Source organism: Methylobacterium sp. CM6247 (assembly GCF_054817925.1).
Window position 1 is genome coordinate 3,983,747 of sequence record NZ_JBTXKX010000003.1, and the last position, 13,458, is coordinate 3,997,204.

Consider the following 13,458-nt stretch of genomic DNA (forward strand, 5'->3'; position numbering starts at 1 on the left):
CCGTGGGCCTCATGAAGTCCGCACCATCGGACATCGGCGGCCCCACGTCCGCGCGCGCCTGGCCGGAGAGCCGATCCTTTGCCGGCGTGCTGCATTGGACAGCGCCGCTTCTCGGTGTCGGCACCATCCTTTTGCTGTGGTTCGCGGCCGGCCGTTTCCTCGCGAACGATCCGGCCTATACCGCCTTCGCGGGCTTCGCTCCCGGACCGGCCATCGCGTCGTTCGCCGATCTTCTCACCTCCGGCGAGGCCTGGCGGGCCGCGCTGCCGAGCCTTGCCAGGATCGGCCAAGGCCTCGCCTACGCCTTCGTGCTCGGGGTGCCATTCGGATTGCTCGTCGGGGCCTCGCCGCTGGCCGAACGCGCCCTGCAGCCCCCCTTCCAGCTCCTGCGCATGGTCTCGCCGCTGGCCTGGATGCCGGTGGCGGTGCTGGCCTTCCCGACCTGGGAGGGCGCCATCGTGTTTCTCATCGCGGCCGCCGCGATCTGGCCGATCCTGTTCTCGACCGCGGCCGGCGTGAAGCGGATCGATCCGATCTGGCTCACCCTCGCGCGCAACCTCGGCGGCGGCCGGATCGCCACCCTGCACCGGATCGTGGTTCCGGCGGTGCTGCAGGACATCCTCACGGGCCTGCGCCTAGCGCTCGGCGTCGCCTGGATCGTGCTCGTGCCGGCCGAGTATCTCGGGGTCACTAGCGGCCTCGGCTATGCCATCAACGATGCGCGCGACACCCTCTCGTACGACCGCTTGGCGGCCCTCGTCCTGCTGATCGGACTGATCGGCTACGCCCTCGACGCCGGCCTCGGACGGCTCGCTGCCCGCGCCCGCTGGATTCCCGCGACCTGAAAGGAACGCCCATGTCGTCCGCCTCCGTGAGAGAGATCGTCCAGACTTTCGAGACCATCGACCGGGACGCCCTGGCGGCCCTGTCGGAGAAGGGCCGCGCCGATCCGACGGCCGTTCGCACGGTGCGCGCCCGGACCATCGCCGAGGGTCGGCGCTTCCGCCATCTCAATTACGTGCGCAACCTCGACGCCCACGTGGTGGACGAGCCGCCCGGCCTCCTCGGCGATGACACCGCCCCGAACCCCACCGAGGCGCTGCTCGCAGCCCTCGGCACCTGCGTGGCGGTTGGCCTCCAAGCCAACGCAGTCGCGCGCGGCTGGACCGTGCGCGGCATCGAGATCGAGAGCGAGGGGGATATCAACATCACCTCGGTCTGGGGGACGGGCGACCTGTCGCCGAAGACCGTCGGCCTCACTGCCGTGCGCCTGACTGCGCGCCTCGACATCGAGGGTGCGAGCCAAGCCGAACTCGACGACCTCGTGGCCCATGCGGGTGACTGGTCGCCGGTGCTCAACACGGTCAGGAATCCCGTCGCCGTCAGCCTCGTCCGCAATCGATGAGCGCGGCCCTCGCCCGCCCCGCGGCGCTTCCCGAAGTCCCTCGGGACGTCGCCGGCGTCGTGCGTGACGAACTCGCGCCGATCGTCGGTGCGATCGACGGGGGGCTCTATCCAGACGGCGTGCTGCGCGGCCTCGGCGCAGCCGGTGCCTATGCCCACCACACGCAGGGTACACCCGAGGGACTGATCCGAGCCGTGGAAGCGATGGCGGCGGTGGGGGCCGCCTGCCTGTCGACGGCCTTCTGCGTCTGGTGCCAGGACGCCCTTGCCTGGTACCTCGCCCATGGCGATGCGCCTGCTCGCGACCGCCATCTGGCCGACATCGCCAACGGCGTACGCCTCGGCGGCACCGGACTGTCTAATCCGATGAAGGCGTTCGCCGGCATCGAGCCCCTCGCCCTCACGGGTCGACGGGTGCCAGGCGGCTACAGGGTGCGCGGGCGCTTGCCCTGGGTCTCCAATCTCGGCCCCGGTCACCCGTTCGCCAGCATCTTCGCCCTGGACGACGGCCGCCGTGTCATGGCGGTGTTCGCGGCAGGCCAGGAAGGGGTTGCCATCGCAGCCAATGCCCGCTTCGTAGCCCTCGAAGGCACCGGGACCTACACGGTGATGGTCCGCGACGCCTTCGTGCCTGACGACGACGTGATCGCCCCTGACGCCGCGGCCTTCGTCCCCCGCATCCGCAACGGCTTCGTTCTACTCCAGGCCGGCATGGGACTGGGGCTCGCCCGTGGCGTCGCCGCGCTGATGCGCGCGGATGGCCGGGGCAGCCGGGACGGCGCGGCGCTTCCTCTTGGGGCCGAGGGGATCGACGCGCGGGCGGCCGACCTGTGGACGCGGTTCGTGCACGCGGCCGAACGCCATGCCGACCCGGCGGCGGGCGCGTTCCGCGAGACCCTGCGCCTACGCCTCGACATTTCCTGGCTCGCCCTGGAGGCGGCGCAAGCCGCCATGCTTCAGTTCGGCGCGCGCGGGTATCTCGAAGGCTCCGAACCCTTCCGGCGACTGCGTGAGGCGCAGTTCGTGGCCATCGTCACGCCCTCGGTGAAGCACATCACGCGGGAACTCGCGGGCGGGTGACGGCTGCTTGTCAACGCGCGGTGCTCGACAGGTGCGGCCGGATGGATCCCAGCAGGAAGCCCACAGGAACCCGCGCAAGGCTCGCGGCTAGGTCCGACGGCAGTTCACCAGAGATCAGCCATTCGTGCAGCGCCTGCGCCACGACGGTCGGCGGCGGGAAAAGCACGGTGTTGACGATGCCCGCCTGCGACACGGCTTCCTAGATCAGGAGAAACAGCGGGAGCGACAGGTATCCCACGGCAGCATCGAGGAGTGACCCGTGCCGACCGGCTTTTTATTGTAAGGGTTCGAGAGCACGTCCGTGCCCTCATAGAGGTGCTTGGGAAGCACCTGCGCGCCATTGCTATTGAGGGACGATAGGATCGCAGGCGGGGGCTGGCTGAGGCGCAGGATCACGGTAAGCGGATCGGGCGTCTCGACGGTCGTCACCTTACCAAAGGTGATCTGGGCCAAAGCTGATCTGGTCGCGCGGATGGATCTTGGTCCAGACGTTCTCGAGGGTCCATTTAACGTCCGCCGCCGTGAAAGGCTGGCCGTCGTGCCAGCTCACGCCGGAGCGCAGGTGCAGGGTCAGACTGAGCCCGTCGCGTGCAGTCTCCCAGGCCGTGGCGAGAGCCGGAATCGGCTTGAGGTCGCGGTCGTAGTCGACGAGCCCGTCGAAAATTGTCCCGCTTACCACCCCGGTTGGAGCGGCTGAACTGACCGCCGCGGTCAGGATCACCGGCTCTGGCTGGACGATCGCGGTCAGGGTCCCGCCTTGCCGCTCGGGCTCTGCGCATACCGGACTTAGCGCGAGCGCTAGCATCACACCTGCGACGCCTCGCATATTTCTTAACACCATTCCGCCGCCTCCAGTCACACACGCCGAAGGCCAAGACAGCCGAGCTGTCCCGACAAGCCACGATGTCCACGTATTGAACAATGTATTCTTCAGCTGCACTGCAATAAGATCGGCTTAATACTATATTAATTCGATTTAATGGATGATTGTTCTACGGGGTAGCAAGATCGATACCGACATCTGTTCGTCTACTGCCGGGCGGTTCTTCCGGCAACTTAGTTTTCGGACGAAAGCCGAACGACGTCGTATTCGTCTCATCGGGCGTTCTAAAGGCGATTCAACTCTGCAACAGACCGAGGCCGCCGCGCTCAGGTGCGAGGCGGTGTCCATACGGCGTCACGGACCTGGATGGCGCGGGGAATCAGGCCGAGGCGATGGAACCGGTCCGCCGTCGCCTGTTGGTTCGCAAGGATCGGGTCGGAAAGTGGCCGCACACCGAACTGCGTTCGGTCCGCAGCCGTCTTCTGGATCGCAAAGGGAATACCGGTCACGGTCGCTAGCGCTTGGGCCACTTCGTCGCGATGTCCTTCGGCCCAGGCCGCCGCCTCGGAGAGTGCCGACAGGGCGCTGACCACGACGCCCGGATGCTTGTCGGCGAAGGTCTTGTTCGCCAGGAAATAGGCGGACACGTCGAGGGTCTGGCCCGAGGTGGCAAGAACCCGTGTCTTGCTCCGCGCCTGCGCGACAGCAAAGTAAGGGTCCCAGATCGACCAGGCGTCGACGCTGTCGTTGGCGAAGGCCGAGCCGGCATCGGCCGGCGTCAGGTAGGCCGGCGTGATGTCGGCGAAGGTCAGGCCAGCTTTCTCAAGAGCGGCGATGAGAAGGTTGTGCGCAGAGGTGCCACGTCCGAACGCGATCTTCTTGCCCTTGAGGTCGGCAACCGAGCGGATCGGTGAGTCCTCCTTGACCAGGATCGCCTCTCCGTCTCCCGAGGGCGCCGAGGCGGCGACATAAACGAGATTGCCGCCCGCAGCCTGATTGAATATCGGTGGCGCGTCGCCGGTATAGCCGAAGTCGATGCTGCCTGCGCTCAAAGCTTCGAGCAGGGGTGGTCCCGCCTGGAACTCGACCCACTGTACCTTTGTGCCCTGGGACGCCAAGCGCTTCTCGATCACGCCCTGCTGGCGTGCGACGACGATAAGGCCGATCTTCTGATAGCCGATGCGGAAGTCCTTGGGTGCGCTCTCATCGGCGACCGCCCCAGTAAAGGCCGCGAGGCCCGTTCCGAGGGCAAGAAGCAAGGCCGGCACACGGCGTCGGGTCATCGTCACGGGTTCGTCTCCTGTAGAGTGGCATCCGCCCCATGGCCGGGCGCGGTGTGGGTGAAGCGGCCGCTCACGGATTGTGGCAGGCGAAGCAGATTGAGGATGGGGCAGGCCTTCTCGACCCGGGCCCGAAACGCCTGGACCGTCGACGGTTCGGCCGGTGAATCGAGGCGTACCTCGTAGGTCAGGTCCCGCGGATGCACGGGGATATCCTCGAAGCCCTCCGTGCCCGCCCGCGGGTCGAACGTCCCCGCGACCTCGACCTCCAGGGAGGTGATCGGCAGATCCTGAAGGGCGGCCTGGATCAGGATCGTATGGGCGAGGCAGGAGCCGAGGACGCCGAGCTGAAGCTCCGGGGAGCTCGGCCCGAGGTCGAACCCCGCGAAGTCGGGCTGGCTGTCGGACACGATCGCGTGCCGGCGAATTCCGATGCGGCGCACGCCGCTGCGGCCCTCCACCGACGCGCGCGCCGTCAGGGGCACCGCGGAAACCTTGCCCTGCCGGACGCGCTCTTGGCGAGAATCAAGCGCGCGGCGTTTGTCTTCGAGATACAAATCTATTTCGCTCATCGGCTGGCCGCTACAGTGCTTGCATCCGCGGATGAACCCAGAGGCGTATTGCGTATGCCTCTGTATAGCCTTCATGCAGCAGAATGAGCGTTCGTTGTTGTGACGAATATGGGAACGATATTCTGGAAAATCCCGATGTCAGGGTTTCCCGATGCCGCCGACTCTGACGAGCGGGACCTGGAACCGCCCGTCGGACAGCGTTCGGTTTGACGTCATGGCACGCATGCTCATCCGCTTGAAAAGGGGGATGTTTGCAACGTCAGCGCTCGCGTTGCCGGCACGGACAGGCTCCGGGCGGCAAACCGCCTTGCAAGGCTTGGTGTGATGGCTTGGCTTTAAGGCCGGGCTCGCCGCCGAGGCAATTAGTTTCTTAACAACCGGGCACGCCCTCCGCTCTAACCGTTCCGAGCCGCCGGTCTCCCTGGCCTTCGGCTCGACGAGAAGGAGGCGATGGTGGACATCCCACGCGAGATCAGACTGACGAAAGGGTCCAGACGCCTCGACGTCCGGTGGGAGGACGGCACCCTCTCGTCCCTGTCGGCCGCGACCCTCAGGGCGGGAAGTCGGAGCGCAGGCTCGGTGCGGGCATCCGTGGATGCGGTCCCCTCGGTCCCAACGGCGGATCTGGTGATCCGCGATGTCCTGCCGGTGGGCGCCTATGCGGTGAACCTCGTCTTCTCCGACGGTCACGACCGGGGGATTTTCCCGTGGTCCTACCTGCGCACGCTGGCCGAGGGCGCCAGCACCACATCCGAGGCCGGCCATGGATGAGATTCACGATGCCACGTCGGAGATCGCGTGCGACGTGCTGGTCATCGGCGGCGGCACGGCGGGCCCAATGGCAGCCCTGAAGGCCAAGCTGCGCAACCCGAAAGCCAGGGTCGTGCTCCTGGAGAAAGCAAACGTGAAGCGTTCGGGCGCGATCGCAATGGGAATGGACGGGCTGAACAACGCCGTCATCCCAGGCTACGCCACTCCCGAGCAGTACACCAAGGAAATCACCATCGCGAATGACGGCATCTGTGATCAGGCGCCGGTCTACAAATACGCGGAGCGTTGCTACGAGATCATTCAGGAACTCGACCGTTTCGGCATCCGCTTCCAGCGCGACGGTAACGGCGATTACGACGTCAAGAAGGTGCATCATCTCGGCACCTACGTCCTACCGATGCCCAATGGCGAGACGGTGAAGAAGGCGCTCTACCGGCAATTGCGCAAGGCGCAGGTGCTGATCTCGAACCGCTTCATGGCAACCCGGCTCCTCAATGCGCCGGATGGGCGTATTGCAGGGGCCGTGGCGGTCAACACCCGCAGTGCCGAATTTCTGGTCATCCGCGCCAAGGCGGTGATCCTGTGCCTGGGAGCCGCCGGACGCCTCGGTCTGCCGCAATCGGGCTATCTCTGGGGAACCTACGAAAACGCCACCAATTCGGGCGACGGCTACAGCATGGCCTACCATGCCGGCGCCGGTCTCGCGAACCTCGAATGCTACCAGATCAATCCCTTGATCAAGGACTATAACGGCCCGGCCTGCGCCTACGTGGCGGGTCCGTTCGGCGCCTACACGGCCAATAGCGAGGGCAAGCGCTTCATCGAGTGCGATTACTGGTCCGGCCAGATGATGCAGGAATTCTATAACGAGTTGCAGAGCGGGAAGGGCCCGGTCTTCCTCAGGCTCGACCATCTGCATGCCGACACGGTGGGCGAGATAGAGACGATCCTGCACAAGGTCGAGCGGCCCTCGCGCGGACGCTTCCACGAGAACCGGGGCACGAATTACCGCCAGCGGATGATCGAGATGCATATCTCGGAGGTCGGCTTCTGCTCGGGCCACAGCGCGTCCGGCGTCTTCGTCGACGAATTCGCCCGCACGACCGTGCCGGGGCTCTACGCGGCCGGCGACATGGCCAATGTGCCTCACAGCTACATGCTTGGCGCCTTCACCAACGGTGCCATCGCGGGCGAGCATGCCGTAGACCGTGCGGCGGAGATCGACTGGCCGGAGGTCTCGGCCGAGGACATCGCCCGCGAGCGCGACCGGGTGCTGGCTCCGACACGGCGGGAGGACGGCATTCCGCCGAACCAGATCGAATACAAGACCCGGCGCTTCGTGAACGACTACCTGCAGCCGCCCAAGGTGACGGCCAAAATGGAGATTGGCCAGCGCCGCTTCGCCGAGATCCGCGAAGACCTGGAGACCCGCATGGTCGCCCGCGACAGCCATGAATTGATGCGAGCCCTTGAGGCTTCCTCGATCCTCGACTGCGCCGACATGGCGGCGGCGGCCTCACTCTACCGGACCGAGAGCCGCTGGGGCCTCTATCACAACCGCACGGACCATCCGGACAAGAACGATTCCGACTGGTTCTGCCACACCATCCTGCGCAAGGAGGCCGGGCGCATGATTAGCGAGAAGCGGCCCATCACCCCTTACATCGTGGCCATCGCGGACGAGGAGCGTGGTGCTTACGACCACCAGCGCGTCCGTAAGCAGGCCTGAGCAAACACCTCGACGCGACGTCAGTCCAGAAGGATACCGATGCCCCTTGCCCACGCCCCGAGTACGGTGCCCGTCACCGTGGATGCCGCCAAGTGCATCGCCGACAAGGGCTGCACAGTCTGCGTCGATGTCTGCCCCCTCGATGTGCTGCGGATCAGCGATCTCACCGGCAAGGCCTACATGAAATACGACGAGTGCTGGTATTGCATGCCCTGCGAGACCGACTGCCCGACCGGCGCCGTGAGCGTCCAGATCCCCTATCTGCTGCGGTGACCATGATGGCGGTGACCGATCCTTTCGAAGAGTTCGGCGATGTCGCCGAACTCGCCCTCAGGCTGACCGATCCCGATCCGGCCGTGCGTCGCGTCGCGGTTCTGGACCTCGCCGAGACGGCGGATCCCAACGCGGTCCCGCATCTCACCGGCATCGCCGTCGATCCGGATGCCGGAGTGCGCCGGCAGGTCGCCGAAGCCCTCGGCGGCTTCGACGGTCCGGCGGTGGCGTCCGCCCTCGCCGGAGCCCTTGCCGATCCCGATCGCGACGTGGCCAAGGCGGCGGCGGAAAGCCTGACCGAGCTGAAAGATCCAGCCGCCGGCGCGCCGCTGCTGCCCTTCGTCCGGCATGCGGATGCCTTCGTGCGCGCCGCCTCCCTGAGAGGCCTGCGCAACCTTCGTCTCGACACGTCCCTCGGCCCTGCCGTCGCAGCCCTCGGTGACCCGGAACCGGCGGTGCGGGCGGAAGCCGTCGGCGTCATCGCCTATTTGAAGAGGGAAGAGGCGCTGCCTTCCCTCATCGGTTCCACCCGCGATCCGGATGCCGAAGTACGGCGGGCCGGAGTCGGTGCGCTCGCCTTTTCCCGGCACGGCCACGCCGTGGATGCGATTGCGGATGCGCTCCGCGACGCCGATTGGAGCGTGAGGGAGATCGCCGCAGAGGCGTTGGGGAGGACCGGACCGGGCGTGCGCTCTGCCGCCCTGCTCGATGCGCTGGAAGACTCCTACTGGCAGGTGCGCCAGAAGGCCCTGCGCAGTCTCGGTAAGCTGAAGGAGCGGAGCGCCGTATCCGCGATCCTGGCCGCCCTCGATGACGAACGACCGGCTTTGCGCAAGGAGGCCGCTGCAGCTTTGGGTGAAATTGCCGATCCTGCTGCACGGTCGGGCCTCACGGCGGTCGCGGACGATTCCGATCCGGACGTCCGCAAGACCGTGCGCTGGGCCTTGGAGCAATTGTCCGCCTGAATGCCTGAGCAGAGTGCCGGGGGAGCCTTCGAAGAGGCGCCCCACGGCCTCGCTCGATCCCCGGGCGGAACCGGCCAGCTCCGTAGATCAGCCCTCGGTCTGCACGATTTCCTGCAGCCGTCCTGGACGGAGCAGGCGGATATGTGCCTTGTCGATCGCGACGATCCCATCGTGCTGGAATCGCTTGAGCATCATCGTTACCCATTGGCGGGTCGAGCCGACCAGGGCGGCGATCTCATCATGGGTGATGCGCCTATGAATAACCACGACGCCACCCTCTCGGCCGCCCTCCGGAGTTCCGTAGAGTTCGCCGAGATTGAGCAGAAGCTGAGCTAGGCGCTCGATCACCGAGCGCGTTCCCAGCATCTGCGCCATCGCGGTGTAGCAACGGCCTTTCGCCTCGAGCGCCGCGATGAGGCAGAGGGCGAAGCCCGGCATCTGGCGGATCAGGCTACGCAGGGTCGCGCTCGACAGGACGGTGACGCGCACCGGCTCGATCGCGACCCCCGACCATTGGTGCGAACCACCGCCATAGATGCTCGGGCCACCGATGAAATGGCCGGGCGTCCAATAGGCGAGCGTCACCTCCCTGCCGGACGGCCCGGAGTAGAACACCCTGACGCGTCCTTCCTCGATCAGGAAGATGCCCGCATGCGGCTCGCCCTGAGTGAACACACTCTCGCCGGGGGTAAGCCTCAGGACACGTCCGGCGGCGCGGACACGAGCGATCTCCGACGGCGTCAGGCCGTCGAGGAAGCTTGCACCGTCATCGAGGCCATCCGTCGTCTCGCTGAGGAACAGGGCACTCGCGATGAGGGGCGCGGGCCTGCGGAATTCCGTGTGTGCGAGCGTTGCCGAAGACATGATGGGACTCGTTCTCGAGCAGCCCACGCGCTGGGGAACCGACACCGGCACCAAGGATGGGCTGCGCGGTGATTATCGGGCGAAGGCCGCCTGGAGCAATTCTAAATTCAGACGTTGGAAGGCTACGATCTTCCAATAGTTGGCCCCGCGAGAGACATTGCTTCCAAAGCAACAGATCATCCGCAATTCATGTCAAGTGTTCGCTTGGCGATGAAATTAATTGCTCGCCCAGCGGGATCGCTTCTCGCCTAATGGTCCCGGTGCATGGCTTCGAGTTCCCGGCGGTTGAACCGTCGCTGCACTGAATTTTCCGCGATCCGCCAGTTCGATGGAGACCAACGCGTGATCAATCCTCGTCCGCTTGCCCGGGGCCTCGGCCGCACGGTCGCAGCGCTTCTTCTCATGGGCACGGCCCTCGGCGCCGCTCGTGCTGAATCGATCCGCATTGCAGTCGGCACGCAGGACACCACGATCAACTGCGCCACGGGCGGCCTGCTGATCCGTGAGCTGAAGCTTCTTGAGAAGTATCTGCCTCGTGACGGCAAGTATAAGGACGCGACCTACGCCATTGAATGGCGGAACTTCACCAGCGGGGCGCCACTCACCAACGAGATGGTGGCGGGCAAGCTCGATCTCGGTGCCATGGCTGATTTCCCGGGCTCACTCAATGGTTACGCCTTCGCCAAGGCCGGACGCCGCAGCCTGTTCATCAGCGTGCTCTCCGGCAGCGTGAAGGGAAGCGGCAACGGCATCGTGGTGCCGAAAGATTCGCCGGTCCAGTCTCTCTCTGATCTGAAGGGCAAGACCATCTCCGTCCCCTTCGCCTCCACCGCGCACGGATTGCTGCTGCGGGCCGTGAAGGCCCAGGGCTGGGACCCGGCGCACGATGTCACCATCATCACTCAGGCTCCCGAAGTGGCGGGCTCGGCGTTGCTCGCCAACAAAATCGACGCCCATGCCGACTTCGTACCCTTCGCGGAGTTGTTTCCGTGGCGTGGCTTCGCCCGTAAGATCTATGACGGCTCGCAGGCGGGTGCCCCGACCTTCCACGGCGCCCTCGCCGACGCGGATTACGCGGCGAAATATCCCGAGATCGTCACGGCCTATCTGCGGGCCGGAATCGAAGCGGATCGGCTTGTCGCCGCCGAGCCCGAACGTTACGCCGAACTGATCGAGAAGGTCACCGGGATCGAGGCGGAGGTCGCCTATCTGTTCCATGGCCCCCTCGGGCTTCAGACCCGCGACATCACTTGGAAGCCGGAATACCGCCAAGCAGTGAAGACCTCCTTCGAGACCTTGAAACTCCTGAAGAAGGCGGATTCCGACATCGATCTCGATCGCTTCGTCGATGACCGCTTCATCCGTGCCGCGTCGGTGCAGGCCGGCCTCGATTACGAGGCCCACTTGAAGGATTACGCACAATCGCCGCTGGTCGCGAACGATGCCGGAACCGGTCTGCCGATCACCGATGTTACGCGTGTGGCTCAGATCTGGGTGCGCGGTGAGCCAAAGGTCCGGCATTACGCTACCCCCGAAGGGGCTTTGCTGGGACTTGCCGCCCTGAGCCGCGAGGGACGTGAGGCCCGCGCCTTCTACGCCCAGGATCGGCAATCGGGAATCAAGCTCCTGGCAACGCAGGCTTGGTTCGTCCGGGACGCGAGCAAGCGCCTCGACGCCTTCTTACTCAGGGGTGACGCCGAAGCCCATGCCGCGCGGAATGGCGGCGAGGTCATCGATTTCGCGACCGCCCGCAGCGGTGGCGGTGCGCAGTTGAGCGCCCGGTGAGCGCCTCGGTCACGGCCGCCTTTGCCCCAGCGGGAACGCGAAGCCGGGGGCCGGCATGGCTCGGCGTCCTGCGTCGCCTGCCCGAGCGGCGCCTCGTCCTGCGCGGGACCTCGCTCCTCGCCAGTCTCGCCGCCTGGCATCTCCTCGCGAACGGCAAGGTCGATCTCGGCATCGTCAGCTTCCGCAACGTGCCGACCCCGATCGAGGCCGCGCAGGCGGCCCTCGCCCTCTTCCGATCCCCGATTCTCTGGCCCCATCTCGGCGCCAGCCTCGTGCGGGTCATGCTGGGCTTTCTGGCAGCGCTCGCCGTCGGAATCGGTCTCGGTGTCGCCATCGGCCGTTTCCGCCTGGCCCGGGACCTCCTGCTGCCGCCCCTGGAGGTAGTTCGGCCCATCCCCGCCGTCGCCTGGATTCCCTTGGCGATCCTGATGTTTCCGTCCTCCGAACTGTCGATGGCGTTCATCACCTTCACGGGCGCGGTGTTTCCGATCCTCCTCAACACCGTGCATGGGGTCGAGACGGTGAGTCCGCGCCTCGTCGCCTCCGCCCGCAGCCTCGGCGCGGGACGGGCCGCGATCCTCCGTGAGGTGATCTTGCCCGGCGCGACCCCGAGCATCGTCACGGGGGCTGCCATCGGGATGGGCACGGCGTGGTTCTGTCTTGTGACCGCCGAAATGATCTCCGGCCAGTACGGGATCGGTTACTTCACCTGGGAATCCTACACGCTGCAGAACTACGACAACATCGTCGTCGGCATGCTGTTGATCGGGCTGCTCGGGATGGGATCTAGCCTGCTGGTGCGCGGGATCGGATCCCTGCTGACCCCCTGGGCCGCCCTGGGAGGCGCACGATGACCAAGCCCGCGCGCTCCATCGGCGGCCACGTCGCCCTGGAGGGTGGCGTGATCCGGCTCGGCCGAGGAGCCGCCGCCTTCGACGTCGTCGAGGACATCGACCTCGACATCGCGCCCGAGCAGTTCGTCTGCCTCCTCGGCCCCTCGGGATGCGGCAAGTCGACGTTGCTGGGGGCCGTCGCAGGACATCTGTCCCTCCGCTCCGGCCGCGTCAGCCTCGACGGCCGTGACATCGCCGGCCCGCATCCCGATCGGGGCATCGTGTTTCAGCACCACACGCTATTTCCCTGGCGCAGCGTCATCGACAATGTCGCCTTCGGCCTCAAGATGAAGGGCGTGGCCAAGCGCGAGCGCCTGGCCCAGGCGCGCGATTTCCTGGCCCAGGTCGGCCTCTCGGGCTTCGAGGATCGCTACCCGGCGGAACTGTCGGGCGGCATGCAGCAACGCGTCGAGATCGCTCGCGCGCTGATCAACCGGCCTCGCGTTCTGCTGATGGACGAGCCCTTCGGGGCCCTCGACGCGCAAACGCGCCTGACGATGCAGGAACTCCTCCTCAGGGTCTGGGGCCAGAACAGGACGACGATCCTATTCGTCACCCACGACGTCGACGAGGCGCTCTTCCTGGCCGACCGCATCGTCGTAATGACCCCGCGCCCCGGGCGTATTCTCGACGATCTCACGATCGACTTTACACGCCCGCGCCAGCGGGACCTGATCTCCTCCCCCCACTTCACGACCCTTAAACGACATTGCTTGACTCTCCTTCACACAGACCCAGCCGGCCTGCCCCTTCCACGCCTCACCCCTATCGGAGCTCCCGGCGCGCTCGGGCCTCCTTGAGTTCACGGCGCTGACGGCGTGCCATGCGAATGGACAGGTAATCCTTCCTTGGTTTCTTGGGCGGGGGTAACGCGTGTTTCAGCGTAGAGAGGACACGCCTCATGGAACCGCATGACGATGGCCATAGATGGCGCATCGCGCGCACTCCCAATCGCCTAGAGCCTCCCACAAATTGAGAGAGAACACGACGGTGGGATATAGTGCCGCCACGTCGTCCTT

Annotated in this window: 16 protein-coding genes; 10 read left to right on the forward strand and 6 right to left on the reverse strand. The window is 66.0% G+C overall.

Translation table 11 applies throughout. The features are described 5' to 3' along the window. Positions 1-11: 11 nt before the first annotated feature. The 3 genes from ACYQOP_RS19805 to ACYQOP_RS19815 are packed head-to-tail and all read left to right on the forward strand — an operon-like array spanning position 12 to position 2,484. Positions 12-845 (forward strand): ABC transporter permease, encoded by an 834-nt coding sequence (locus ACYQOP_RS19805; RefSeq protein ID WP_461223588.1) that lies wholly within the window; start codon positions 12-14, stop codon positions 843-845. A gap of 11 nt (positions 846-856) precedes the next feature. Next, positions 857-1,405, forward strand: coding sequence for an OsmC family protein (locus tag ACYQOP_RS19810; RefSeq protein WP_056434233.1), 549 nt, complete (start codon positions 857-859; stop codon positions 1,403-1,405). Continuing rightward, positions 1,402-2,484: an acyl-CoA dehydrogenase family protein gene (locus ACYQOP_RS19815; protein WP_461223589.1), complete on the forward strand. Its 1,083-nt coding sequence runs from the start codon at positions 1,402-1,404 to the stop codon at positions 2,482-2,484. Before ACYQOP_RS19810 ends, ACYQOP_RS19815 begins: the two co-directional genes overlap by 4 nt. Positions 2,485-2,494: 10 nt before the next feature. On the opposite strand, the gene ACYQOP_RS19820 is transcribed toward ACYQOP_RS19815, so the two are convergent. The 5 genes from ACYQOP_RS19820 to ACYQOP_RS19840 form a co-directional block, all read right to left on the reverse strand. After that, positions 2,495-2,677, reverse strand: coding sequence for a hypothetical protein (locus ACYQOP_RS19820; protein WP_056434229.1), 183 nt, complete (start codon positions 2,675-2,677; stop codon positions 2,495-2,497). 11 nt (positions 2,678-2,688) lie between these two features. Next, on the reverse strand, positions 2,689-2,937 hold the full coding sequence (locus ACYQOP_RS19825; protein WP_461223590.1) for a hypothetical protein: 249 nt from the start codon (positions 2,935-2,937) through the stop codon (positions 2,689-2,691). Continuing rightward, positions 2,915-3,205: an ABC transporter substrate-binding protein gene (locus ACYQOP_RS19830; RefSeq protein WP_461223591.1), complete on the reverse strand. Its 291-nt coding sequence runs from the start codon at positions 3,203-3,205 to the stop codon at positions 2,915-2,917. Before ACYQOP_RS19830 ends, ACYQOP_RS19825 begins: the two co-directional genes overlap by 23 nt. Before the next feature lie 428 nt (positions 3,206-3,633). Next, positions 3,634-4,590, reverse strand: coding sequence for a sulfonate ABC transporter substrate-binding protein (locus tag ACYQOP_RS19835; protein ID WP_461225396.1), 957 nt, complete (start codon positions 4,588-4,590; stop codon positions 3,634-3,636). A 2-nt stretch (positions 4,591-4,592) separates the two neighbouring features. Next, positions 4,593-5,159, reverse strand: a complete 567-nt coding sequence (locus ACYQOP_RS19840; protein WP_056434221.1) for an OsmC family protein — start codon at positions 5,157-5,159, stop codon at positions 4,593-4,595. Positions 5,160-5,609: 450 nt separating this feature from the next. On the opposite strand from ACYQOP_RS19840, the gene ACYQOP_RS19845 reads away from it, so the two are divergent. Genes ACYQOP_RS19845 through ACYQOP_RS19860 form a run of 4 tightly spaced genes read left to right on the forward strand, consistent with a single transcriptional unit; the run spans position 5,610 to position 8,897 of the window. Further along, complete coding sequence (locus tag ACYQOP_RS19845; protein WP_461223592.1) at positions 5,610-5,930, forward strand: gamma-butyrobetaine hydroxylase-like domain-containing protein; 321 nt, start codon at positions 5,610-5,612, stop codon at positions 5,928-5,930. Further along, positions 5,923-7,659 (forward strand): fumarate reductase/succinate dehydrogenase flavoprotein subunit, encoded by a 1,737-nt coding sequence (locus tag ACYQOP_RS19850; protein WP_461223593.1) that lies wholly within the window; start codon positions 5,923-5,925, stop codon positions 7,657-7,659. The genes ACYQOP_RS19845 and ACYQOP_RS19850 overlap by 8 nt, the downstream gene beginning before the upstream one ends. A gap of 39 nt (positions 7,660-7,698) precedes the next feature. Further along, positions 7,699-7,932 (forward strand): 4Fe-4S dicluster domain-containing protein, encoded by a 234-nt coding sequence (locus ACYQOP_RS19855; RefSeq protein WP_461223594.1) that lies wholly within the window; start codon positions 7,699-7,701, stop codon positions 7,930-7,932. A gap of 5 nt (positions 7,933-7,937) precedes the next feature. Beyond that, positions 7,938-8,897 carry a HEAT repeat domain-containing protein gene (locus tag ACYQOP_RS19860; protein ID WP_461225398.1) on the forward strand — a complete coding sequence of 320 codons (960 nt, stop codon included), beginning with the start codon at positions 7,938-7,940 and terminating at the stop codon, positions 8,895-8,897. An 87-nt stretch (positions 8,898-8,984) separates the two neighbouring features. Here ACYQOP_RS19860 and ACYQOP_RS19865 read toward each other — a convergent pair whose 3' ends face one another. Continuing rightward, on the reverse strand, positions 8,985-9,761 hold the full coding sequence (locus ACYQOP_RS19865; protein ID WP_461223595.1) for a Crp/Fnr family transcriptional regulator: 777 nt from the start codon (positions 9,759-9,761) through the stop codon (positions 8,985-8,987). Between the two features lie 402 nt (positions 9,762-10,163). Here ACYQOP_RS19865 and ACYQOP_RS19870 point away from each other — a divergent pair, with 402 nt between their 5' ends. The 3 genes from ACYQOP_RS19870 to ACYQOP_RS19880 all read left to right on the forward strand — a co-directional run bounded on the left by ACYQOP_RS19870 (position 10,164) and on the right by ACYQOP_RS19880 (position 13,239). After that, positions 10,164-11,546, forward strand: a complete 1,383-nt coding sequence (locus tag ACYQOP_RS19870; RefSeq protein WP_461225400.1) for an ABC transporter substrate-binding protein — start codon at positions 10,164-10,166, stop codon at positions 11,544-11,546. Between the two features lie 68 nt (positions 11,547-11,614). After that, positions 11,615-12,400: an ABC transporter permease gene (locus tag ACYQOP_RS19875; protein ID WP_461225402.1), complete on the forward strand. Its 786-nt coding sequence runs from the start codon at positions 11,615-11,617 to the stop codon at positions 12,398-12,400. Next, positions 12,397-13,239, forward strand: coding sequence for an ABC transporter ATP-binding protein (locus ACYQOP_RS19880; protein WP_461223596.1), 843 nt, complete (start codon positions 12,397-12,399; stop codon positions 13,237-13,239). The genes ACYQOP_RS19875 and ACYQOP_RS19880 overlap by 4 nt, the downstream gene beginning before the upstream one ends. The last annotated feature ends 219 nt before the right edge of the window (positions 13,240-13,458 follow it).